The sequence below is a fragment of the Paenibacillus sp. FJAT-27812 genome (assembly GCF_001273905.1).
Classification (GTDB): Bacteria; Bacillota; Bacilli; order Paenibacillales; family Paenibacillaceae; genus Pristimantibacillus.
Genome location: NZ_LIGH01000001.1, coordinates 3,633,442 through 3,654,053 on the forward strand (window position 1 = coordinate 3,633,442; position 20,612 = coordinate 3,654,053).

At 47.6% G+C, this 20,612-nt stretch carries 21 protein-coding genes and 1 other annotated feature; of the genes, 17 read left to right on the forward strand and 4 right to left on the reverse strand.

The window, feature by feature from the left end; genetic code table 11:
• Positions 1-94 precede the first annotated feature (94 nt).
• Both ADU23_RS15345 and ADU23_RS15350 read right to left on the reverse strand, forming a co-directional pair.
• Entirely contained in the window at positions 95-691 is a 597-nt protein-coding gene (locus tag ADU23_RS15345; protein ID WP_053374524.1) for a tRNA (mnm(5)s(2)U34)-methyltransferase, read from the reverse strand.
• 69 nt (positions 692-760) lie between these two features.
• The gene (locus ADU23_RS15350; RefSeq protein ID WP_053374525.1) at positions 761-1,738 is read right to left on the reverse strand and encodes a TIGR01212 family radical SAM protein; all 978 of its coding nucleotides are present in this window, start codon (positions 1,736-1,738) and stop codon (positions 761-763) included.
• Between the two features lie 281 nt (positions 1,739-2,019).
• Here ADU23_RS15350 and ADU23_RS15355 point away from each other — a divergent pair, with 281 nt between their 5' ends.
• Together ADU23_RS15355 and trmB are read left to right on the forward strand one after the other, a co-directional pair.
• Positions 2,020-2,229: a hypothetical protein gene (locus tag ADU23_RS15355; protein WP_053374526.1), complete on the forward strand. Its 210-nt coding sequence runs from the start codon at positions 2,020-2,022 to the stop codon at positions 2,227-2,229.
• A 194-nt stretch (positions 2,230-2,423) separates the two neighbouring features.
• Positions 2,424-3,197, forward strand: a complete 774-nt coding sequence (trmB, locus tag ADU23_RS15360; protein WP_053374527.1) for a tRNA (guanosine(46)-N7)-methyltransferase TrmB — start codon at positions 2,424-2,426, stop codon at positions 3,195-3,197.
• Here the strand turns inward: trmB and ADU23_RS15365 are convergent.
• Positions 3,194-3,766, reverse strand: a complete 573-nt coding sequence (locus ADU23_RS15365) for a phosphatase PAP2 family protein (RefSeq protein WP_053374528.1) — start codon at positions 3,764-3,766, stop codon at positions 3,194-3,196. The two genes, trmB and ADU23_RS15365, sit on opposite strands and share 4 nt — an antisense overlap.
• 627 nt (positions 3,767-4,393) lie before the next feature.
• Between ADU23_RS15365 and ADU23_RS15370 the strand changes: the two genes are divergently transcribed.
• The 5 genes from ADU23_RS15370 (at position 4,394) to ADU23_RS32150 (ending at position 7,722) form a co-directional block, all read left to right on the forward strand.
• Positions 4,394-5,629, forward strand: coding sequence for a glycosyltransferase family 2 protein (locus tag ADU23_RS15370; protein ID WP_053374529.1), 1,236 nt, complete (start codon positions 4,394-4,396; stop codon positions 5,627-5,629).
• A gap of 103 nt (positions 5,630-5,732) precedes the next feature.
• Positions 5,733-5,891 (forward strand) — a sequence feature (ribosomal protein L20 leader region).
• Between the two features lie 57 nt (positions 5,892-5,948).
• On the forward strand, positions 5,949-6,446 hold the full coding sequence (infC, locus tag ADU23_RS15375) for a translation initiation factor IF-3 (RefSeq protein ID WP_053374530.1): 498 nt from the start codon (positions 5,949-5,951) through the stop codon (positions 6,444-6,446).
• Between the two features lie 34 nt (positions 6,447-6,480).
• Positions 6,481-6,678: a 50S ribosomal protein L35 gene (gene rpmI, locus ADU23_RS15380; RefSeq protein ID WP_053374531.1), complete on the forward strand. Its 198-nt coding sequence runs from the start codon at positions 6,481-6,483 to the stop codon at positions 6,676-6,678.
• 50 nt (positions 6,679-6,728) lie between these two features.
• Positions 6,729-7,088 (forward strand): 50S ribosomal protein L20, encoded by a 360-nt coding sequence (gene rplT, locus ADU23_RS15385; protein WP_053374532.1) that lies wholly within the window; start codon positions 6,729-6,731, stop codon positions 7,086-7,088.
• Positions 7,089-7,317: 229 nt separating this feature from the next.
• A complete protein-coding gene (locus ADU23_RS32150; protein ID WP_082198280.1) occupies positions 7,318-7,722 on the forward strand; it encodes a hypothetical protein in 405 nt (134 codons plus the stop codon).
• A gap of 14 nt (positions 7,723-7,736) precedes the next feature.
• On the opposite strand, the gene ADU23_RS15395 is transcribed toward ADU23_RS32150, so the two are convergent.
• Positions 7,737-8,189, reverse strand: coding sequence for a GNAT family N-acetyltransferase (locus tag ADU23_RS15395; protein ID WP_176707755.1), 453 nt, complete (start codon positions 8,187-8,189; stop codon positions 7,737-7,739).
• A gap of 567 nt (positions 8,190-8,756) precedes the next feature.
• Between ADU23_RS15395 and ilvB the strand changes: the two genes are divergently transcribed.
• The 10 genes from ilvB to ADU23_RS15445 all read left to right on the forward strand — a co-directional run bounded on the left by ilvB (position 8,757) and on the right by ADU23_RS15445 (position 20,331).
• Entirely contained in the window at positions 8,757-10,502 is a 1,746-nt protein-coding gene (ilvB, locus tag ADU23_RS15400; RefSeq protein WP_053374534.1) for a biosynthetic-type acetolactate synthase large subunit, read from the forward strand.
• Entirely contained in the window at positions 10,499-10,984 is a 486-nt protein-coding gene (gene ilvN, locus ADU23_RS15405; protein ID WP_053374535.1) for an acetolactate synthase small subunit, read from the forward strand. The genes ilvB and ilvN overlap by 4 nt, the downstream gene beginning before the upstream one ends.
• Positions 10,985-11,107: 123 nt before the next feature.
• Positions 11,108-12,100: a ketol-acid reductoisomerase gene (ilvC, locus tag ADU23_RS15410; RefSeq protein ID WP_053374536.1), complete on the forward strand. Its 993-nt coding sequence runs from the start codon at positions 11,108-11,110 to the stop codon at positions 12,098-12,100.
• Between the two features lie 123 nt (positions 12,101-12,223).
• Positions 12,224-13,768, forward strand: a complete 1,545-nt coding sequence (locus tag ADU23_RS15415) for a 2-isopropylmalate synthase (RefSeq protein WP_053374537.1) — start codon at positions 12,224-12,226, stop codon at positions 13,766-13,768.
• A gap of 249 nt (positions 13,769-14,017) precedes the next feature.
• Positions 14,018-15,097, forward strand: coding sequence for a 3-isopropylmalate dehydrogenase (gene leuB, locus ADU23_RS15420; protein WP_053374538.1), 1,080 nt, complete (start codon positions 14,018-14,020; stop codon positions 15,095-15,097).
• Between the two features lie 144 nt (positions 15,098-15,241).
• Positions 15,242-15,790: a peroxiredoxin gene (locus ADU23_RS15425; RefSeq protein ID WP_053374539.1), complete on the forward strand. Its 549-nt coding sequence runs from the start codon at positions 15,242-15,244 to the stop codon at positions 15,788-15,790.
• A 232-nt stretch (positions 15,791-16,022) separates the two neighbouring features.
• Positions 16,023-16,439 carry a hypothetical protein gene (locus ADU23_RS15430; RefSeq protein ID WP_053374540.1) on the forward strand — a complete coding sequence of 139 codons (417 nt, stop codon included), beginning with the start codon at positions 16,023-16,025 and terminating at the stop codon, positions 16,437-16,439.
• A 131-nt stretch (positions 16,440-16,570) separates the two neighbouring features.
• Positions 16,571-17,386, forward strand: a complete 816-nt coding sequence (gene sigI, locus ADU23_RS15435; protein ID WP_053374541.1) for an RNA polymerase sigma factor SigI — start codon at positions 16,571-16,573, stop codon at positions 17,384-17,386.
• Positions 17,383-18,723, forward strand: coding sequence for an anti-sigma factor domain-containing protein (locus tag ADU23_RS15440; RefSeq protein ID WP_053374542.1), 1,341 nt, complete (start codon positions 17,383-17,385; stop codon positions 18,721-18,723). The genes sigI and ADU23_RS15440 overlap by 4 nt, the downstream gene beginning before the upstream one ends.
• A gap of 234 nt (positions 18,724-18,957) precedes the next feature.
• Complete coding sequence (locus ADU23_RS15445; protein ID WP_053374543.1) at positions 18,958-20,331, forward strand: ATP-binding protein; 1,374 nt, start codon at positions 18,958-18,960, stop codon at positions 20,329-20,331.
• Positions 20,332-20,612: the final 281 nt, after the last annotated feature.

Below are 20,612 nucleotides of genomic sequence, written 5' to 3' on the forward strand. Positions count from 1 at the left end.
AAGCATAGGTTGAACATTTAACGGTGAAAAGGGACGTTGTTACCAAAATCATTGCATGATCTGCCTATTTCTCAAGCATGCCGCACCAAGCTAATCAAGCTTTCTGCGGCCGTTTCTCTAAAGCAACGAGATAGGGTGCCGCAGGCCGCTGCGACTGGCGGTACGTTACCGATTGTGCTAGCGATTGCGGCAGCTCAGCTGCCCAAGCTTCCACGGAAGCGGCTTCCTCAGCGCCTCCCGGATGGCCTGGATAAAGGACGCAGGTTATGATGCCACCTGGCCGCAGGAGCCCAATAGCAGCGTCTAGCGCAGCCAGCGTCGATGCAGGCTCCGTTATAATCGTTAGATCGCTGCTTCCCGGCAAATAACCGAGGTTGAACATGACCGCGGAGACTTGTCCAACGACAGCCGGATCAACCGCATCAACTAGGTTTGCGTGATTCTCAAGCACTAGCTTAACCTCAGGCAGCTTGTTGTCGTTGCTTTCGACAGCATGGAGGCGCTCTCGTGTACGGTCAAGCGCTTCCTGCTGGATATCAAAGGCATACACGGTGCCCTTTGGCCCGACGAGCGCTGCAAGCGCCAGCGTATCGACGCCTCCGCCAGCGGTAGCGTCAATGACGGTATCGCCAGGGGCGGTGCGCTCAGCGATCCATTTGTGAGCCATGCTCAGCACCGACAGAAAACCCATGGCGCACCTCCGATCGCGCCAGCTTGCAGGCACATGTTTTTGCTTGTGCGCAAAGAGCTGTTAAATTTACTATTGTGCATTGTGTTTAGACCTCGGCTGCCATTGTTTTCCCTGCCAAGTGTTGCGGCGCTTCAGCTCATCGTCGAAGGCGTTGAGCACTTGCCATTTCCTAAGGCTCCACATTGGACCGATCAGCAGGTCGCGCGGCGCATCGCCGGTGAGGCGGTGAACGATCATCTCGGGCGGGAGAAACTCCAGCGTGTCGACGATTAGCTTCACGTACTCATCTTGCTCTAGGAATCGGAGCAGCCCAGCCTCGTACTGGCGGACCATAGGCGTCTTGCGCATGAGGTGAAGCAGGTGGATCTTAATGCCCTGAACATCCATCTCAGCGACGGCGCGGCCGGTATCGAGCATCATTTCATGCGTTTCTTGCGGAAGGCCATAGATGATATGCGCGCATACCCGTATGCCGCGCTCGCGAAGGCGTCTCACGGCATCGACGTAGCAAGCTGTGTCATGCGCCCGGTTAATCAGCTCGGAAGTAGATTCATGAACCGTCTGAAGGCCCATCTCGACCCAAAGATAGGTTCGCTCATTCAGCTCCGCCAAATAATCGACCACGTCATCAGGTAAGCAGTCAGGACGGGTAGCAATCGATAACCCAACAACGCCCGGCTGCTGCAAAATCTTTTCGTAATATTCGCGCAGCTCCTCAAGCGGCGCATACGTATTCGTATAAGCTTGGAAGTAGCCGATGTACTGCGCATCCGGCCATTTCTGATGCTGGCGATCCCGTATGGTATTGAACTGCGTAACGAGATCATCACGTCTGCTGCCCGCAAAATCGCCTGAGCCGCGCGCGCTGCAGAACGTACAGCCGCCTTTGGCAATCGAGCCGTCGCGGTTCGGGCAAGTAAAGCCGGCATCAAGCGTAACCTTGAATACTTTGCCGCCAAACTGCTCCCGCATTTCGTAATTCCATGTATGAAATCGTTTATCGCCCCATAGCGTTGGCTGCTGTGGCGATGGTTGTAGTCCAATCATCGTTTTCTCCTTCTTTCAAGACGTACACCCTATATTTTAGCGAAAAATCAGCGGAAAAGCCACGTTTCTTATAGGGAGGGTGTATGAACGTTCGGAAACCGCTTTATTTGGAAATTATTTTTGAAACGGGGCAATTTGGGCTTGCATAACCTTACATGAAGTGTTATATTAAAAGTGCGACAAAACAACAAATAAACCTGACATAGCCCAATTGCACCTGCATTCATGAAACGTCGATTAGATGGAAATACTGTTACAATAAATCGATGAGGTGATTAGAGATGAATAACGTATCCAAAATATTGCGCGGCGACGACACGGTAACGGTTGAGCTGACTGTTAAAGAATTGATGGCGCTTACGGGTGTCCGTTTTCACAATAACCATGGCGTAGAAATTTCTGCACGGAAGAAATTGAACGAAGTGCTGGTTGAGACTTATGAGCGTGACCAGCAGGAGAATGGACCGATTCCTTACCAACTGCTTCTTTAATCACTTAAGCAGCGCGACAAAATACACAACATGCAAGCCGCAGTGCCTGGAAACGGGCCGCGGCTTTTTTCTATATGATGAGGGTTTGTCCGCTTTGCTTCACCATTTCTCTTTACTTTGGACACATTCTTGGGCACAATAAGGACTAGTCTAATTCGTTGCAACGTCTACGATAAATGGAGGAATCACTGTATATGCGTTTAAGAGGAAGAAAAGGCATTCGCGAGAGTCTAGAGGGACAGCCGGAGCTAGTTGTGCTTGATGCTGCGCCCCACAAAGGAAGATGGAATGAGTTTTTCGGCAATGACAACCCCATATATGTTGAGCTGGGCATGGGCAAGGGGCGTTTCATCAGCCAGATGAGCGCGCGTTATCCGCACATCAACTTTATCGGCGTTGACATGTACGACGAGCTGCTTCGCCGGGCAAGCGAGAAAGCACGCATCATTTGGGAGCAAAAAGGGGAGTCGCATCCGCCAAACCTCGCGCTTCTTCGCGCTAATATCGAAGGAATCGAGACAATGTTTGCACCGGGCGAGATCGAGCGCGTTCACCTTAACTTCAGCGATCCATGGCCAAAGAGCAAGCACGCGCGCCGGAGACTCACGCATCCAAGGCTCGTTGCCAAATATATCGAGCTGCTGAATGAGCGCGGCGAGATTCATTTTAAGACGGATTCACAATCGTTGTTCGAGTTTTCGTTGAACAGCTTTGCGGAGATGGAGCTTATCATGCGCAATATTTCGCTTCATTTACACAAAGAAGGCCCCCGAGAGGACCTTGTGTTTACTGAATATGAGATGAAGTTTATGGAAAAAGGGCAAAACATTTACCGGGTTGAAGCCGTGATCGGCTCCGAGGCGCTGCGAAAGCACCGCGAAGCGAAGCAAGAGAAGTCGATTAAAGAAGAGGCGGAAGCGAACGAAGCTGCTTTGAACGGTTCCGATTCTGATGACGAGGACAACTAGTTTAGTCCCACCGCGGGTCCAACCCACGAATAATTGACTGCAAGGGCGGTCACCGTTCCGATGAGTGCGCCTGCCGCAACGTCGGACGGGTAATGCAAGCCAAGATACATTCTCGACCATCCAACCGATACTCCGATTATTAAGGCTGCCGGCACAAGCAGCGTCAGCCAAATGCCGCTCGTGAGCAAAATAGGTACGAGCCAGGCAAAAATAGCTGTTGTATGGCCGGATGGAAAGGAAGAGTCCACTAGCGGTTTGTGGCATGTATTTACGCCCTGCAACGCCTGATAAGGCCGAAGCCGCTTAAATTTTCGTTTGACGATTGCAACTGGCAAATGGCTAATGATGACGGCAGTCAAGCATTGCCAGCCAGTTATGCTCCAAGGAGCAGGTGCTAGTATTGCATATATAAGGGCGGTTGCGAGCGTAAAAGTGGCGCCGCCCATATGTGTGACTGTGCTTAACCATTTGCCAAGGAGTCGATGTCTTTTCCCCCCTGCAGGTCTCCGATTTGCCCAAATCAGCATTTTTTGCTCACTTGTCTTCAGCCAGCCTATCATTCGTTCCATCGCTGTCGTCCTCCTAACGGTGGCTAAGATTGAAACTTCATCCTTCTTCTATTGTAATAAAATCAATTTTAACATGTTTTTGTTCGCTGGGCGTAAACTATTTCTTGTCCCATTATTAAAGTTTAGCATAGCTCGGGTATAAATATTGATTTTCAAATTGCTGTTTAATAATGTGTGGTTGATGGTAAAACTGTAATGGACATATTTCCAGACGTTAAGACAAATAATGTCGAAACAGCGAAAGGTGTCACAACGATTAAGCTTGTTCACCTGTTCGTCACATAGTCACCTAACAATCCCGGAAACATTTTCACACATTTTATCGTAAATAAGGACGTTAGTGCTAAAAAGTCAGCAAATGGTTGAAAATAAGACTGAGTCGTCGTAAAAGGAGGTAATGCGTTCATTCGTGTGCAATGCAAGCGTTTTTCTGACGGGATTAAGCATAATCGAGACTAATTCAACTTTTGACAAAGAAGTTGTTTCTGTGGAGAATCAATAAAGGTCCGCGAGTGTTTGCAGAGAAACACTCATAACAGAGAGAAAATATATAATAAAAGCTTGCAGCAGCCGTGAACGAATGCTGAGAAAAGCAAAAAAAATGGGGTCTCAAGGGGGCAGTACCGCATGGTTCTAAGTGTTATTTTTATTGCGTTTCAGGTAGTGATGGCGTTAATCGCGGTTTATCAATTCAGCATTTCCATTTTCGGTTTGGCCAAAAACAAAAGCCGGAAGCATCACGCACCGCAAAAATCATTTGCCGTGCTAGTCGCAGCTCACAACGAAGAAAAAGTAGTCGGGGCGCTTATTGAAAACTTGAAAAAAATGGACTATCCAGAAGAGCTATACGATATATTTGTTATTTGTGATAATTGTACGGACGGCACGGCTGACATTAGCCGGAGCCATGGCGTAAATGCTTGCGAGAGAACCAATCAGTTGCTGCGCGGTAAAGGCTATGCGATTGAATGGATGCTCAAAGAACTTTGGGCCTTGCCCCGCCAATACGATGCAATCGTTATGTTTGACGCGGATAACTTAGTAAATCCAGATTTCTTGCAGCTGATGAACAACGATTTGTGCGAGGGCCATCAGGTCATTCAAGGTTACTTGGATACCAAAAATCCGGATGACTCATGGGTTACCGCAGCATATGGCATTACTTACTGGTACTGCAACCGTTTGTGGCAGCTGTCCAGAACGAATTTGAAAATGGCTAACTTTCTCGGCGGAACAGGGATGTGCTTTGATTCGTTGCTGCTAAAGGATATGGGCTGGGGAGCGACAAGCCTGGTTGAGGACTTGGAGTTCTCGATGCGCTGCGTGCAGCGCGGCATCTATCCCGTGCTGAACTACGATGCCAAAGTATATGACGAGAAGCCGGTTTCGTTCAAAGCTTCCGCAAGGCAGCGTCTGCGCTGGATGCAGGGACACTTTAACGTGGCGCGCAATTATTTCTTTCCGCTGCTTTGGGCGAGTATCAAGGAACGCAACTTCGTAAAGTTTGACTCGGCGATCTACTCGATCTCCGTTTATAACACATTGCTCGGCTTTGTTTTGACGATGATTATTTGGATCGATATCGCGCTGCCGTCTTCGAATTACTTGGATTCGCTTTACAACTACGTGCCTTGGTGGGTAGTCGGTATCGCTGCTGTCGCGTCGATCATCCAATTCCCGCTTGCGCTTATGCTAGAAGGCGTGAAATCGTGGAAGATGTACGCGCATCTGCTTACATTGCCGCTGTTTCTTATTTCTTGGTGGCCGATCACGTTTTATGCTTTCTTTACCCAGAACAACAAAACGTGGAGCCACACGCAGCATACGCGCGTCGTTCGCATTGAGGAAGTACAGAGCAAGTAGGAGAGAGCGGGATTTTCTCTTGCAAAATCATTTCCCGCAGCTGTTGACACAGCTTCGCAAGCCATGGTATAGTAACACGGTAACATTTTCAACTAACTAAATGACGCACAAGCAGAAGCACCCGCTTCTCACCTTTCGGCTTAAGCTGGCTGGTTCGCGATAATCGATTGGTCACTCCATTGTTTCGAATAGAAATGATGCACTGACATACATGTACGGTTATGAGATGCGGGTTCGAGCGAACCCGCATTTTTTTATTGCGTAAAAACATGAAACAAACCATTTTTGGAGGTGGCACGTTATTAGCAGAGAACATCAAATCAATGATGAAATCCGGGCCAGAGAAGTACGGTTAGTCGGCGCTGAGGGCGAGCAAATCGGTATCAAATCGATTCGAGACGCATTGCAGATGGCAATTGAACTGAATTTGGACTTGGTGAACGTCGCTCCGACGGCTAAGCCGCCGGTATGCCGCATCATGGACTACGGTAAGTTCCGTTATGAGCAGCAAAAGAAAGAAAAAGAAGCTCGTAAAAACCAAAAGATCGTTGATCTTAAAGAAGTTTGGTTCCGTGCTAACATTGATGAAAATGACTACCAAACGAAATATCGCAACGTAGTTAAGTTCCTAGGTGAAGGCGATAAAGTGAAAGCTTCCGTTAGATTCCGCGGCCGTGAGATTGCGCATGCATCTCTTGGACAAAAAATCTTGGACCGCCTTTCCAAAGAGGTTGCCGAATTATGCAGCGTTGAGCGCGCTCCTAAGCTGGAAGGCCGGAGCATGATTATGATTTTGGCACCCAAAACCAACAGCTAACAACTGATGAAGAACTTTAAGGAGGATAACTGATATGCCTAAGATGAAAACTCACAGCAGTCTGAAAGACCGCTTTAAAATTACTGGAACTGGTAAAGTAAAACGTTACAAAGCTTACCGTAACCACTTGCTTTCACACAAATCCGGTCGTCAAAAACGTGTACTTGCTGGCCAACCGCTTATGGCTGCTGGCGATGTTCGTCGTTTGAAGCAAGGCCTTTCCAACTTGTAATATTAAGCAACAACAAATAAGCTAATTCAACCTACAGGAGGTTTCCACTCATGGCAAGAGTCAAAGGCGGATTTGTCCGCACTCGTCGTCGCAAAAGAATTCTAAAGCTAGCTAAAGGTTATTTCGGTTCGAAACATCGTCTGTTTAAAACAGCGAAGGAGCAAGTTGGTAAGTCCCTTATGTACGCTTACCGTGACCGTCGCAACAAAAAACGTGACATCCGCAGACTGTGGATCGTTCGTATCAACGCGGCAGCTCGCATTAACGGACTTTCGTACAACAAATTCATGCACGGCTTGAAACTTGCGGGCGTAGAAGTTAACCGCAAAATCCTTGCTGACCTGGCAGTTAACGATATCACTTCGTTCAACTCGCTTGCAGGCATTGCAAAAGAGAAAATTAACGCGTAGACGTTAACGTATAAAGGCTGTCCAGGTTGTCTCTCTGACGACTCTTGGACAGCCTTTTTTTACTATAAGAGATTGTTATCGATGAAGAAGCCGGATGCTGCAATCGGCTCTATCGTTTCTCCATTTCTAGCAGGCTGTGCGTACATTTATTTCCATAGAGGACAAACAAACAGTCGGAACCTGCTTTCCCCGAATAAGCTAAAGGACAACGGGAAAGGAGGGATTTCGCATGCGTAACGTTTCCAAACAAGAAGTACGGAAACTGGTCGGCAAATCCATTTATGCAGTACGTCCTGACGGCTCAGTCGTCACGGGCAAGCTCGTTCGTGTTAGCCAAAACAAACTGGTCGTAGCTCCCCTAAAAAGAGAAAAGGGCAAGGTTGTGCAAACCAAAGCTATTATACCTCTGGTCTTGTTCGATCTTCTTGCAATCGGCACGCTTCCTTTCTTAGGAGGCTTCGGTGGTGGCTTCGGCGGCGGTTTTGGTGGTGGCGGCAACTGCTGCAACAACAACTTTAACCAATGCGGAGGTTACGGCAACCAAGGTTTCAACAGTTATGGCAACCAAGGCTACAACGGTTATGGGAACCAGGATTTTAATGGTTATGGCAACCAAGGCTTTAACGGGTATTAATGGCGGTTAGGTGATCATAGCGGGGCAAGCGGCTTAAGCAGCTCGTAGCAGCGAAGCTCAGGATAGTAGTTTACGGTACTGTAACCAAGCTTATTGTATAGATGATGGGCTTTATCATTTACTTGATCGACAAACAGCCTGGCAACTTTGCAGTTCTGCTTCCTGCCGTAAGCCTCGCTTTGCGCCATTAATTTACGGGCCCATTGTCTATTGCGATGCTCGGGATGCGTGACAAGCATATCTAAATAAAGCACCTCGCCCATCACTTCAAAATGAATGAAGGAGATCGGCGGGCTTTTTTTGGACAAGGAAGCTACATAAGTAACACCGCGCCGGAATCGCTTCGGAAGCTCGCGAATCGTCTGGGCGTCATGCTGGTGAACCGTATGCGACATCGGAATCAGCTCATTGCGAATGAGGCGGACAACCTCCGCTTGATCCAGTCGAGGGTCATAAAGTCTTATCATCGACATCATTCCATTTCTGCGGCGCTGAATAGACTGGAACGCTGCATGAGTTTGCCGTTTGAAGGCTAAAATAGTATATGTGCCAAGGCAGCAAAATGCGCCGACTACAAATTATGCGAAGAGTTGCTCAGGGTTCTTGACGAACGGAGATTCGCGGCATATAATAAGGAAAGTCTTATCTACCACGTACTGGTGTACGCACCATGTGGTACATACACAATCAGCAATGATGAGGACGAAGTGCTAAGGGCTCTTTTGAACAGAGAGCGGATGGATCAGCTGCAACCATCGCCAAAACCCCTTTTCTACGAGCTCACCTCGGAGCTGTTTCCTTGAAAAGCAACAACGCAAGCTGTTGCCTAATAGGGGAAATCGCAGGGCAAGCGTTACAGTGCCAATAGTATGAACGTATGTGCACGACGTTCTTACTTGTGGAGGTTATGCATCGGGAGATGTATAACGAATTTGGGTGGTACCACGGAAGATATACCTTTCGTCCCTCGTTGCTTCGTTATGAAGCATGAGGAGCGAAAGGTTTTTTTGTTTTTTCTGAGAGGAGGATGACTGATGGTAACGCAAGGTGCAACACTGAAGTCAAAAGAGGAATTGAAGGAAAGGCTCTCGAAGCCTGAGGTCATTACTGGGTCAGAAATATTGCTTCGCAGTCTGTTGCTTGAGGATGTAGATTGTGTGTTCGGCTATCCTGGTGGAGCAGTGTTGTACATTTACGACGCGATGCATGGGAACCCCGACTTCAATCATTTACTCACTCGTCACGAGCAAGGCGCGATTCACGCAGCTGACGGCTATGCCCGCGCAAGCGGCAAAGTAGGCGTGTGTATCGCAACCTCCGGTCCAGGCGCAACAAACCTGGTTACGGGTATCGCAACGGCATATATGGATTCCGTGCCTTTGGTCGTTATTACGGGTAACGTTATTTCCAGCCTAATCGGAAGCGATGCATTCCAAGAAGCGGACATTACTGGCATTACAATGCCAATCACAAAGCACAGCTACTTGGTGCGTGACGTAGAAGATTTGCCGCGCATTATCCATGAAGCATTCCACATTGCCAACACTGGCCGTAAAGGTCCAGTATTGATTGATATACCAAAGGACATTTCAGCGGCTAAAACGTTGTTCAAGCCTGTAACCGATGTAAGCATCCGCGGCTATAACCCAACGGTTTCGCCGAATAAGAATCAAGTCGACAAGCTCATTAAAGCAATCGAGCAAGCGGAGCGTCCGATCATTCTTGCTGGCGGCGGCGTAGTCTACTCCGGCGGCCATGAAGAATTGTTCGAGTTCGTAACGAAGACGCAAATTCCGATTACGACGACATTGCTTGGACTCGGCGCTTTCCCAAGCGGCAACGAGCTGTTTCTAGGCATGCCAGGCATGCACGGCACCTACACGGCTAACAAGTCGATTCAAAGCGCGGATCTGCTTATCAACATCGGCGCACGCTTCGATGACCGCGTAACCGGCAAGCTGTCCGGCTTCGCACCGCTTGCGAAAATCGTTCATATCGATATCGATCCAGCGGAAATCGGCAAAAACGTACCGACGGACATTCCGATCGTAGGTGACGTGAAGACGGTTCTCCAGCTTGTTAACAAGCAAGCTAAACGCGCGGATAAAGCGGATGACTGGCGTGCGAAGCTTAAAGCCTCATGCGCAGAATATCCATTCAGCTATAATGATTCAGACGTTGAGCTGAAGCCGCAATGGGTAGTGGAGCTAATCCACGAAACTACAAATGGCGATGCCATCGTTACAACTGACGTTGGCCAGCATCAAATGTGGGCAGCGCAGTATTATAAATTCAATAAGCCGCGCTCGTGGGTAACCTCCGGCGGTCTAGGCACGATGGGCTTTGGTTTCCCGTCCGCTATCGGCGCTCAAATGGCGAATCCGGATCGCGTAGTCGTTTCTATCAACGGTGACGGCGGCTTCCAAATGTGTGCGCAAGAGCTTGCGATCTGCGCAATCAATAATATTCCAGTAAAAGTGGTTATCATTAATAACCAGGTGCTCGGAATGGTTCGCCAGTGGCAGGAGCTGATTTACGATAACCGATTCAGCCATATTGATCTAGCCGGCAGCCCTGACTTTGTTAAGCTTTCCGAAGCTTACGGCGTGAAAGGTTTCCGCGCTACGAACAAAGAGGAAGCTCGCACCGCATGGGAAGAAGCGCTTCGCCATCCTGGTCCAGCAGTCGTTGAGTTCGTCGTTCGCAAAGATGAGAACGTGTATCCAATGGTTGCGCAAGGAAGCACCATCGACGAAATGATCATGGGGGATGCGGAATGAAAAAACACACGATCGCAGTAATCGTAAACGACCAGCCCGGCGTTCTGCAGCGTGTATCCGGCTTGTTCGGACGCCGCGGGTTCAATATTGAGAGCATTACGGTTGGTTCCAGCGAAGAGGCAGGTTTGTCGCGTATGGTCATCGTCACTTCGGGTGATGACCATACCCTCGAGCAGGTAACAAAGCAATTGTACAAGCTAATTGATGTAATCAAGGTCATTGATCTCAGCTCGAACCCAATGGTTGCGCGCGAGCTGGCGCTTATTAAGGTAAACGCAGAGCCGTCTTCACGCCCTGAAATTCTGGGCGTAGTCGAAACTTTCCGCGCAGCGGTTGTTGACATCGGCACTCATTCGCTTATGGTACAAGTAGTAGGTGACACGGAAAAAATCGACGCAATGGTCGAGCTGCTTAAGCCTTATGGCATTCGCGAACTGTCACGTACGGGAGTAACAGCACTAAATAGAGGCAACGCCAAGTAATTATTACCACTCATTCAACATCCCGCTTTGAGCGGGAGTTTAAGGGGAGAACCGCTGCTTATGGGTCATTCTCTGCTTAAACACCCGCTCAAAAGGGTTAAATTAAAGGAGGCAATTATTAAAATGGCAGTTACAATGTACTATGAAAAAGACGCGGATCAAGGCGTACTACAAGGTAAAACAATCGCAGTTATCGGTTACGGCAGCCAAGGCCATGCGCAAGCGCAAAACCTTCGCGACAGCGGCTTGAAAGTAGTTATCGGACTTCGTCCAGGTAAATCCGCAGACGTTGCTAAGAAAGACGGCTTCGAAGTACTTACAGTTGCTGAAGCAACTAAAGTGGCTGACGTTGTTCAAATCTTGCTTCCTGACGAAACACAAGCAAAAGTTTACACAGATGAAATCGCTCCTAACCTCAAAAAAGGCGCGGCTCTTATGTTCTCACACGGTTTCAACATTCACTACGGCCAAATCGTTCCTAACGCAGATACAGACGTATTCCTAGTTGCTCCAAAATCTCCTGGTCACATGGTTCGCCGTACGTACCAAGAAGGTTTTGGCGTTCCTGGTCTTATCGCAATCGAGCAAGATGCTACTGGCAATGCTAAAGCTATCGGTCTTGCATATGCTAAAGGTATCGGCTGTACACGTGCAGGCGTTATCGAAACTTCTTTCAAAGAAGAAACAGAAACAGATTTGTTCGGTGAGCAAGCTGTTCTTTGCGGCGGCGCTTCCGCACTAGTTAAAGCAGGCTTCGAAACGCTTGTTGAAGCTGGTTATGCTCCAGAAATGGCTTACTTCGAGTGCTTGCACGAGCTTAAGCTGATCGTTGACATGATGTACGAGGGCGGAATTTCGTCGATGCGCGATTCCATCTCCAACACTGCAGAATACGGCGACTATGTAACGGGTCCTCGCATCGTTACTGAAGAGACGAAGAAAGAAATGAAACGCGTATTGGAAGATATCCAATCCGGCCGTTTCGCTCGCGACTTCATCTTGGAGAACCAATCGAACCGTGCTATGCTTACAGCTACACGCCGTAACGAAGCCGCTCACCCAATCGAGCAAACAGGCGCACAGCTTCGTGAATTGATGCACTGGATCAAGAAGTAATAACAGATAGAATGAACGACCATATCCCGGTTCGCCGGAGTGCAAGGCGAAGCGGCTTACGTTTCGCCTTGCAACTTCATAAGCGAGCCGGGATCATTCTGTTCACGGAGGTGCATGGCACAAATGCGGAAAATTTATGTTTTCGATACAACGCTTCGTGACGGAGAGCAATCTCCAGGTGTAAACCTGAACACGAAGGAAAAGGTAGAAATTGCCCTTCAGCTTGAAAAGCTTGGAGTGGACCGTATGGAAGCTGGTTTCCCAGCGGCATCCCCCGGCGATCTTGCGGCGGTTAACGCGGTTGCGCGCGCAGTGAAAAACGCTACGGTTATTGGTCTATCACGCTCCCGCGAGCAAGATATCGATGCGGTTCGTGAAGCGCTAATCGGCGCACAGGACCCGTGCATTCACGTATTTCTTGCTACAAGCCCTATTCACCGCAAGCATAAGCTTCGGATGGAGAAGGACCAGGTTCTCGAAACGGCAGAGCGCGCCATTCGTTATGCCAGAAAATATTTTGACAAAGTTGAGTTCTCAGCAGAGGATGCCGGACGTACGGAGCTGGATTTCCTATGCCAGGTTACGGAGATGGCCATCAAAGCGGGAGCATCTGTCGTTAATATTCCGGATACGGTTGGTTATTTGAATCCGCAGGAATTCGGCAACATCTTCAAGACGCTCAAAGAAAACGTTCCGAATATCGAAACGATTCAGCTTAGCGCGCATTGCCATGACGATCTTGGCATGGCGACAGCCAACTCGCTTGCAGCGATTCTAAACGGCGCTGATCAGGTTGAAGGGACGATCAACGGAATTGGAGAGCGTGCAGGCAATACAGCGATCGAAGAGATTGCTATGGCGCTTGCTACGCGTCCTGATTACTTTGGCGCTCAAACAACGCTTAACCTGAAGGAAATCGCCAAAACGAGCCGCCTTGTCAGCAAGCTGACAGGCATGGTCGTGCCAGGCAACAAAGCGATTGTCGGAGCGAATGCGTTTGCGCATGAGTCAGGCATCCATCAGGACGGCATGTTGAAGGAAAAAACAACGTACGAGATCATTTCTCCTGATACGATCGGCCTTAAAGAATCGAAGCTTGTGCTCGGCAAGCACTCCGGACGCCATGCGTTCCGCGAGAAGCTGGTTGATCTTGGCTACGAGCTTGAGGACGAAGCGCTTAACGGCGCGTTCGCTAGATTTAAGGATTTGGCTGACCGCAAAAAAACGGTGAGCGATGAAGACATTCTCGCTTTGCTTGAGGAGAAGCTTATCGATACGCCGGAAGTGTTCAGCTTGGAGACGATTCAAGTGAGCTATGGCAATCAATCTACGCCAAGCGCTTCTGTTCGGATTCGCAAAGCCGAGGGCGAGGTCGTAGAAGAAGTGGCAATCGGCAACGGTTCAGTGGATGCGATCTATAACGCTATCGATAAAGTTACGCAGGAAAATGTAGAGCTTGAAGACTATTCCATCAAATCGGTCTCGCAAGGCAAGGATGCACAGGGCGAGGTACATGTTGTATTGAAGCAGGATGAAGTTTCTGCTCAAGGACGTGGGCTAAGCACCGATATTCTAGAGGCGAGCGCGCGCGCGTATATCGACGCGCTTAACCGCCTGATCGAGAAGCGGAAGTCTCCAGGCCGTCGCGATAAAATGAGCTTGATTTAAGCTGATCATTAAAATAGACAGTTCGCCGAGGCTTAACCTCGTGCGTACTGTCTATTTTTTTTGCCGCTGCGCTCACTATAGTCACAGCCTATAAAGTCAATAGATTTTATATCTTTGTATTCACTCCGGATTTATGGTACAAATGATAATAGAATGAGAATGAGTGTATAACTTGTCGAATTCACGGAGCAAACCAAGCTGCGATGGAACGGATAAGTTTAATCGAAAACGAGGAGTGTTACTTTTATTATGTCAGAAGTTAAAAAAATTGCAGTTATTGCCGGCGACGGTATCGGACCTGAAGTTGTTGGCGAAGCGCTTAAAGTACTTAAGAAAACCGAAGAGCTTTATGGCTACAAATTCGAAACGGAGCACGGCTTGTTCGGCGGTATTGCCATTGACGAGAAAGGAACGCCGCTTCCGCAAGAGACGCTTGACCTTTGCAAAGGCGCAGATGCGGTATTGCTAGGCGCTGTAGGTGGTCCAAAATGGGACAACAACTCGAAGGAGCTTCGTCCAGAGACTGGCCTTCTCGGCATTCGTAAAGCGCTTGGCTTGTTCTCCAACATTCGTCCAGCTACAGTATTTGATTGCTTGAAAGAAGCTTCCACATTGAAGCCGGAAGTTCTTGAAGGCACCGACCTTATTGTTGTTCGCGAATTGACTGGCGGCATTTACTTCGGTGAGAAGTTCCGCCGTGAAGGCGCTGGCGGCGAAGAAGCGGTTGATACTTGCGTATACAATGTGCAGGAAATCGAGCGTATCGTACGCCAAGCATTCGATATCGCAATGACTCGCGGCAAACGCCTTGCATCGGTAGACAAAGCGAACGTACTTGAAACATCACGTCTATGGCGTGAGGTTGTAAACCGGATCGCTCCTGAATATCCAGAGGTTGAGCTTGAGCATGTACTAGTTGATAACTGCGCTATGCAATTGCTTCGCCGTCCATCGAGCTTTGATGTTATCGTAACGGAAAACATGTTCGGCGACATCCTTAGCGATGAAGCTGCGATGTTGACTGGCTCGATCGGTATGTTGTCTTCTGCTTCGCTAGGCGAAGGAAGCTTTGGCTTGTACGAGCCGGTACACGGCTCCGCTCCTGACATCGCAGGACAAGGCATTTCTAACCCAATTGCAACGATCCTCTCCGTAGCGCTTATGTTCCGTCTTACGTTCGGCTATCACGAAGCAGCAGCTGCAATTGAAGCTGCCGTGAAAGAAGTGCTGGATGCAGGCCACCGTACGGGCGATATTGCTGTTGATAAAAGCCAAGCAATCGGAACGACTGAAATGGGCGATCTGATCGTAGCCGCACTTAAAAAGTAATTGGTAGATTATAATAATTATAAATAAATAACGATTATAATATTGACTTCATTCTAGACTAGTGATACTATTTACTAGGTAAGTCACACAGACGAAGTGACATAAACACTAAAATTTATGGATAGGTCAAGGAGGTTTTCTATAATGGCAGAGCGTTTGGTAGGCCGCCAGGCCCCAGATTTTACGATGGAAACAGCAACTGGTGACGGTAAAGATTTTGGTACGGCTTCACTAGCAGACTACAAAGGCAAATGGTTGGTATTGTTCTTCTACCCACTAGATTTCACATTTGTTTGCCCAACAGAAATCACTGCGCTTAGCATGGCTGCAGCTGAATTCAAAAAATTGGACACTGAAATTCTTGGTGTCAGCATTGATAGCAAACATAGCCACCGTGCATGGATCAACACGCCGGTTAACGATAATGGCCTTGGCCAACTAGAATTCCCGCTAGCTGCTGACATCACGAAGAGCGTTGCTCGTGACTACGGCGTATTGATCGAAGAAGAAGGTATCGCGCTTCGCGGCCTATTCATCATCAACCCAGAAGGCGAAGTACAATACCAAGTTGTTAACCACAACAACGTTGGCCGCAGCGTCGACGAAACGCTTCGCGTATTGCAAGCTTTGCAATCCGGCGGACTTTGCCCTATTAACTGGAAACCAGGTCAACAAACATTGGTATCGAAATAGTAGACATCATTTCGATCTACTCAAAACCCGCGCCATGGGATGGCGCGGGTTTTGTTTTTTGTTTAGGCCTAGAGACGGATATTATGATGCAAAAGCAGGAATTTCATCCATGGTGATCGAATAATGTATACTTAGTCACAGAGCTCAAAAAAATACTTGGTTTGCATTCGCAAACCTAAGTTGATGCTTACGAAGTAGGTTTGCACCGCAAACCTTGGAGGAGGAGTCGTCAATGAGTTTTTGCTGTGGAGCTAGTATGATTGGAACAAAAGGAACGCTGAAGCATTTTCGAACGCATATTCATAATGTGCCTATTATGTTTTGTCCGGTATGCCACCGTGTAGACATTCATTATTTAATCGAAAATGAATATGAAATATTAGCCGAATATGCACATGGCGACGGCGCCGCTGAAGTTGATTTTCAGGAGTATGTGGAGCAAGAAGGCAAGGCGCTGCTTGAGAACTGCGTAAATAATGAAAATGAAGATCCTATGGATGTTGTTCATAGTCAAATCGATATGGCGCTTGATTTGCTAAGCTTCGCGAAGCAGATTGAAGATACGGAATGGCAGCTTGTACTTAAGAAGCGTCTTGGGATGCTGAATAACAGAAGGAATAAGCTCCGTCAACGCCGTACATCCGTTTAATTTTGAACACGAATGGTGAGCCTCCTTTTCGGGGGGCTTTTCTTTTTTAAAATAAATGAAGATCTTCTCATAATGTACCCCCTGAAACCGGCCAGACAGAAACGAATCATACTAGTAGTGAGGTGGAGCGGTTGTTACTTGTATTGTTCAAACGCTTTCTGCGGAAATCTGTTTCCACAGATGCTGCGGAGGATGAGCAGAAGCTTACTCCCGAACAATGGGTTGCTCAAATTCGTCAAGGTGACGAGCTGCTGCGTGAGCAGTTTATAGCAGATTACAAGCCTTATATAATGAAAGTTACAAGTCGATTTTGCAAACGGTACATCGATCCGAATCAAGATGATGAGTACAGCGTGGCGCTGCTTGCTTTTAATGAAGCGATCAATCAGTTTTCCAGCCATGCGGGCAAATCGTTTATCGGATTTTCTGAAACCGTCATTCGCCGTCGGCTTATTGACCATGTCCGAAAAGAACAAAGGCATTCCCAAGTAGTCCCCTATAGCATGTTCGATTCGGAGGACGAGGAGCAGCCGCAATACAATTCCGTTGAGACAAGACAAGCTATGAACGCTTTTGAGGTGAAACGGACCGAAGACGAGAGAAGGCAGGAAATCGGCGAGCTGAATCAAGAGCTTCTAGGGTTCGGGATTTCATTTGCAGAGCTGGTCGAGCTCTCGCCCAAGCATGCAGATTCCAGAAGGCTGTTGATCGGAATTGCGCAAACGCTTGTGAGCGAAGCGAGTTTATTCGACTCGTTAAGATTAACCAATAAGCTAGCGGTAAAAGAGCTTACCGAAATGTGCGGCGTTTCCCGCAAAACGGTCGAGCGAAACCGAAAATATATTATCGCAATCGCACTTATTATTTCTGGTACATATCCGTATATGCATGACTATTTACATTTAACCGACGACGGAATGAATTTGAGCAAGGAGGCTAGCAAATGAAACGTGGAGTCGTTATGAGCATTCATAAGCAGCATGCTGTTGTAATGACGGCAGACGGTCAATTTTTGCAAGCACCTATTCAAGGAAAACCGGAAATCGGCGAGGAAATCGTATTCGAAGAGGAATATAAGAAGCCTCGCACCGTTAAAGCCGCGTATTGGTATGCGGGTGCCGCAGCCGTTATGCTGCTCGTTTTCCTGCCGCTATTATTTTTTATGCAGTCGGATAATCATCCCGTTGTCGCTTACGTAAGCATGGATATTAATCCGAGCGTGGAGCTTGGCGTGGATAAAAACGATAAGGTGCGCGAGCTGCGTGCGATAAACGCGGACGGCGAGCTTATCATTGAAGGGCTCAATTACAAAGGCATTGATGTAGAGACAGTAGCCTCTTCTATACTGGAGAGGGCTAAAGGCTCACATTATCTGGATACGCCAAACAAAAATATTTTTATCACGAGCATGTTATTAGACGACAGCTCTGCACTTAAACTCGATTTTGAGAATATTTTGACGGGAAAAGTCGACCGGACACTTCGGACTCTGCTCACGAAGCTGGCAGCAGAGGCGGCTAGCGCAAATATTACAACGCTGTCGGTACCGAATGAAGTGCGTGAGGAAGCGGCTTTGAACGGTATCTCCTCAGGCAAAATGGCTGTGTATTTGATGGCGAAGGACGAGGGCTATAACGTTGATATCGAACAGCTTAAGCAGCACTCGATCGATAAAGTGACGGAGCCGCTTGGCGGCCTTAAGAAGATCGTTGATAATTCGGAGAACTTAAGCAAGGAGAAGCTGAAGGAGCTTGTTGCGCGCGAGAAAGAGGATAAAGCGAAGCAGCAAAAGGGCGATCAGAAGACGGACACGGTTAAGCCGTCAGCTACTCCTAAAACAAATAAACCGGTGAACGCGGTTAAGCCGGAGAAGCCGGTCAGCGGCAATGGGAATAAAACGGCCGTGACCGCGAAACCAGGTAAAAATGAGCCATGGGGCAGCAAGCCGTCTGTAACGCCAGGGAAACCGAATAAGCCAAGCTCGCCTAACAAACCCAAGGATGATAAGAAGGAAGATAAAGACAAGGACAAAGATAAAGAAAAAGAAAAAGAAAAAGAAAAAGAAAAAGAAAAAGATGATGATAATGACCGAGAGCGGGACCATAATTGGGACCGCTCTAATGGCGGTCATAATGATCGAAACAGCAAATGGAATGAAAATAATATATGGAATGACAATCGCGGCAGCGACAACAACGATAACGACGATAACGACGACAAGAGACGCTGGAGTGACCATTGGTATGATCGGAACAGCAAGGAAAAGAATAAGCGTAACAACTGAATTAACTAAACTAGAATAGTAACGACCTTAGTCGTTAGCTTGCATGCTTTTAGGGGGGAAAAGGTTAAAAAGCAGTGGGGGGACTCGAGCCCTAATCGGCGTAGGGGATGACTTTACGCCTATTTGCTTCTTAAAATTCGACAGGATTTCCGATTGACAGCGATTGTAAACTCGTCCTATGATTAGTAGTAACTGTAACCGCTATCTATAGATGTTGCCGGGGAGGAGTACATGATGCAGGCCATTCGAAAGCGCTATTTCCCGGCGCTTGCCGAGTATATACGAAGTGGTAAGGAAGTATCATTATTTCATGCCAACGAGCTGGGCAAGGAGCTTTACGGAATTAACCCTGAGGAAATTATTGCTGTACATGAGGAGTGTATTCAGTCTTTAGCTGCCAATGTTGATTCGGATGAAGCAGTAAGATTATACAATCGCTCTTTCGTATTTTTAATGGAAATTATGGTAGCATGCCGTTTTCGACTGCAGCCTGAGCGGACGAATGAGCAGAAATTCAGTGAGATGCGAGAGATGCTGTATCGTTCCAACCGATCCTTCGAAATGGTTAAAAATAAGTACGAGAACGTATTGCAGCACATGGACAGCGGGATCGCGTTATTTGACAGCGATGGCATCTTATCTTTTATAAACGTGCAAATGGCCAAGCTGCTTGATATTCCTCGGAAGACTTTAATAGGCTGCACGATTAAAGAAATATTAAGGCATAGGCAGCTTACCGGCACAACGAAAAGAACGATTTTAAGACTCTACAAAGAAATGTTTCTTATGCATAGTCGCTACTATGAATTCCAACACAAAGACGGCAAACATCTGCTGGTGACAGTTACATACGGCGATCAATTAGACGGTGATTTCCTCATTAGTGTCAAGGATGTTTCGGAGTATAAGCAAATTGAACAAACGGCATTACAAAATGACAAGCTTGCCATGCTCGGTAAAATTGCCGCCGCAATCGCCCATGAAATACGCAACCCCTTAACAAGTATTAGGGGTTTTATTCAACTGCTTCGGCCTTACTTGCTGGAAGTAGGCAAAGAAGAATATGCGCGTATTATTTTAACGGAAATTGACCGAGCAAACGATATTATTTATGAATTTCTAAATTCGTCTAAGCCGTCCGCGCCAATGAAACAGCTCGTCTCCATTGATCATTTGATCAGGGAAGTGGTGCTTCTTACGGAAAGCGAAGCGCTCATGAGAAACTGCGAAATCAAAGCGGAGTGTTATTGCTCGGAGCATCTCGTATCGATAGATGTGAAGCAGGTAAAGCAGGTCATCTTGAATATCGTCAAAAATTCGCTTGATGCCATAGAAGAGGTACAAAGCGAACGAAGAGGCTTGATCGATATCATTACGCGCAGCAACGGCCAATTTGCCGAAATTGTTATTAAAGATAACGGCAAAGGAATGGACAAGGCGACGATGAATCGGCTATTCGATCCTTTCTTTACGACGAAGCAGTCCGGTACGGGTCTTGGTTTATCGGTGAGCTATCGAATCGTTCGCAATCATAACGGAACCATTCGGGTTGACAGCCAAGCCGGGGTTGGGACTGAATTTATTATTACGCTGCCGCTTGCAGAGTGAAGGCATGAGATGAATGAAAAGATAGAAGCTCTTCTCCCTATTAGTGAAGTGCACCCCTTATAGTAGACATTGTAAAAACACCCTGGTGTTTAAACCGATGGATATTATAGGGGGTGCTTTTCGTTATGGCGAAAAAAGGACAGAAATTTGAGACGTATAGTTTTGAATTAAAGAAGAAGGCTATCGAGCTACGACATGGGGGAATGACCAAGCAGAGGGTAGCGGATGAGCTTGGGATCGCAGATATTGGGCGATTAAAGGTGTGGATGAGGAAGTATAAG

Bases quoted from the DNA above. Each gene is read 5' to 3' on its own strand.
- ADU23_RS15415 (WP_053374537.1), top strand. From the start codon at position 12,224: ATGCGGAAAATTTATGTTTTCGATACAACGCTTCGTGACGGAGAGCAA.
- ADU23_RS32150 (WP_082198280.1), top strand. From the start codon at position 7,318: ATGCGTAACGTTTCCAAACAAGAAGTACGGAAACTGGTCGGCAAATCC.
- ilvB (WP_053374534.1), top strand. From the start codon at position 8,757: ATGGTAACGCAAGGTGCAACACTGAAGTCAAAAGAGGAATTGAAGGAA.
- ADU23_RS15445 (WP_053374543.1), top strand. From the start codon at position 18,958: ATGCAGGCCATTCGAAAGCGCTATTTCCCGGCGCTTGCCGAGTATATA.
- trmB (WP_053374527.1), top strand. From the start codon at position 2,424: ATGCGTTTAAGAGGAAGAAAAGGCATTCGCGAGAGTCTAGAGGGACAG.
- ADU23_RS15355 (WP_053374526.1), top strand. From the start codon at position 2,020: ATGAATAACGTATCCAAAATATTGCGCGGCGACGACACGGTAACGGTT.
- ADU23_RS15345 (WP_053374524.1), bottom strand. From the start codon at position 691: ATGGGTTTTCTGTCGGTGCTGAGCATGGCTCACAAATGGATCGCTGAG.
- ADU23_RS15440 (WP_053374542.1), top strand. From the start codon at position 17,383: ATGAAACGTGGAGTCGTTATGAGCATTCATAAGCAGCATGCTGTTGTA.
- leuB (WP_053374538.1), top strand. From the start codon at position 14,018: ATGTCAGAAGTTAAAAAAATTGCAGTTATTGCCGGCGACGGTATCGGA.
- ADU23_RS15365 (WP_053374528.1), bottom strand. From the start codon at position 3,766: ATGGAACGAATGATAGGCTGGCTGAAGACAAGTGAGCAAAAAATGCTG.
- ADU23_RS15350 (WP_053374525.1), bottom strand. From the start codon at position 1,738: ATGATTGGACTACAACCATCGCCACAGCAGCCAACGCTATGGGGCGAT.
- rpmI (WP_053374531.1), top strand. From the start codon at position 6,481: ATGCCTAAGATGAAAACTCACAGCAGTCTGAAAGACCGCTTTAAAATT.
- ADU23_RS15425 (WP_053374539.1), top strand. From the start codon at position 15,242: ATGGCAGAGCGTTTGGTAGGCCGCCAGGCCCCAGATTTTACGATGGAA.
- ilvN (WP_053374535.1), top strand. From the start codon at position 10,499: ATGAAAAAACACACGATCGCAGTAATCGTAAACGACCAGCCCGGCGTT.
- rplT (WP_053374532.1), top strand. From the start codon at position 6,729: ATGGCAAGAGTCAAAGGCGGATTTGTCCGCACTCGTCGTCGCAAAAGA.
- ADU23_RS15370 (WP_053374529.1), top strand. From the start codon at position 4,394: ATGGTTCTAAGTGTTATTTTTATTGCGTTTCAGGTAGTGATGGCGTTA.
- ADU23_RS15430 (WP_053374540.1), top strand. From the start codon at position 16,023: ATGAGTTTTTGCTGTGGAGCTAGTATGATTGGAACAAAAGGAACGCTG.
- ilvC (WP_053374536.1), top strand. From the start codon at position 11,108: ATGGCAGTTACAATGTACTATGAAAAAGACGCGGATCAAGGCGTACTA.
- ADU23_RS15395 (WP_176707755.1), bottom strand. From the start codon at position 8,189: ATGATAAGACTTTATGACCCTCGACTGGATCAAGCGGAGGTTGTCCGC.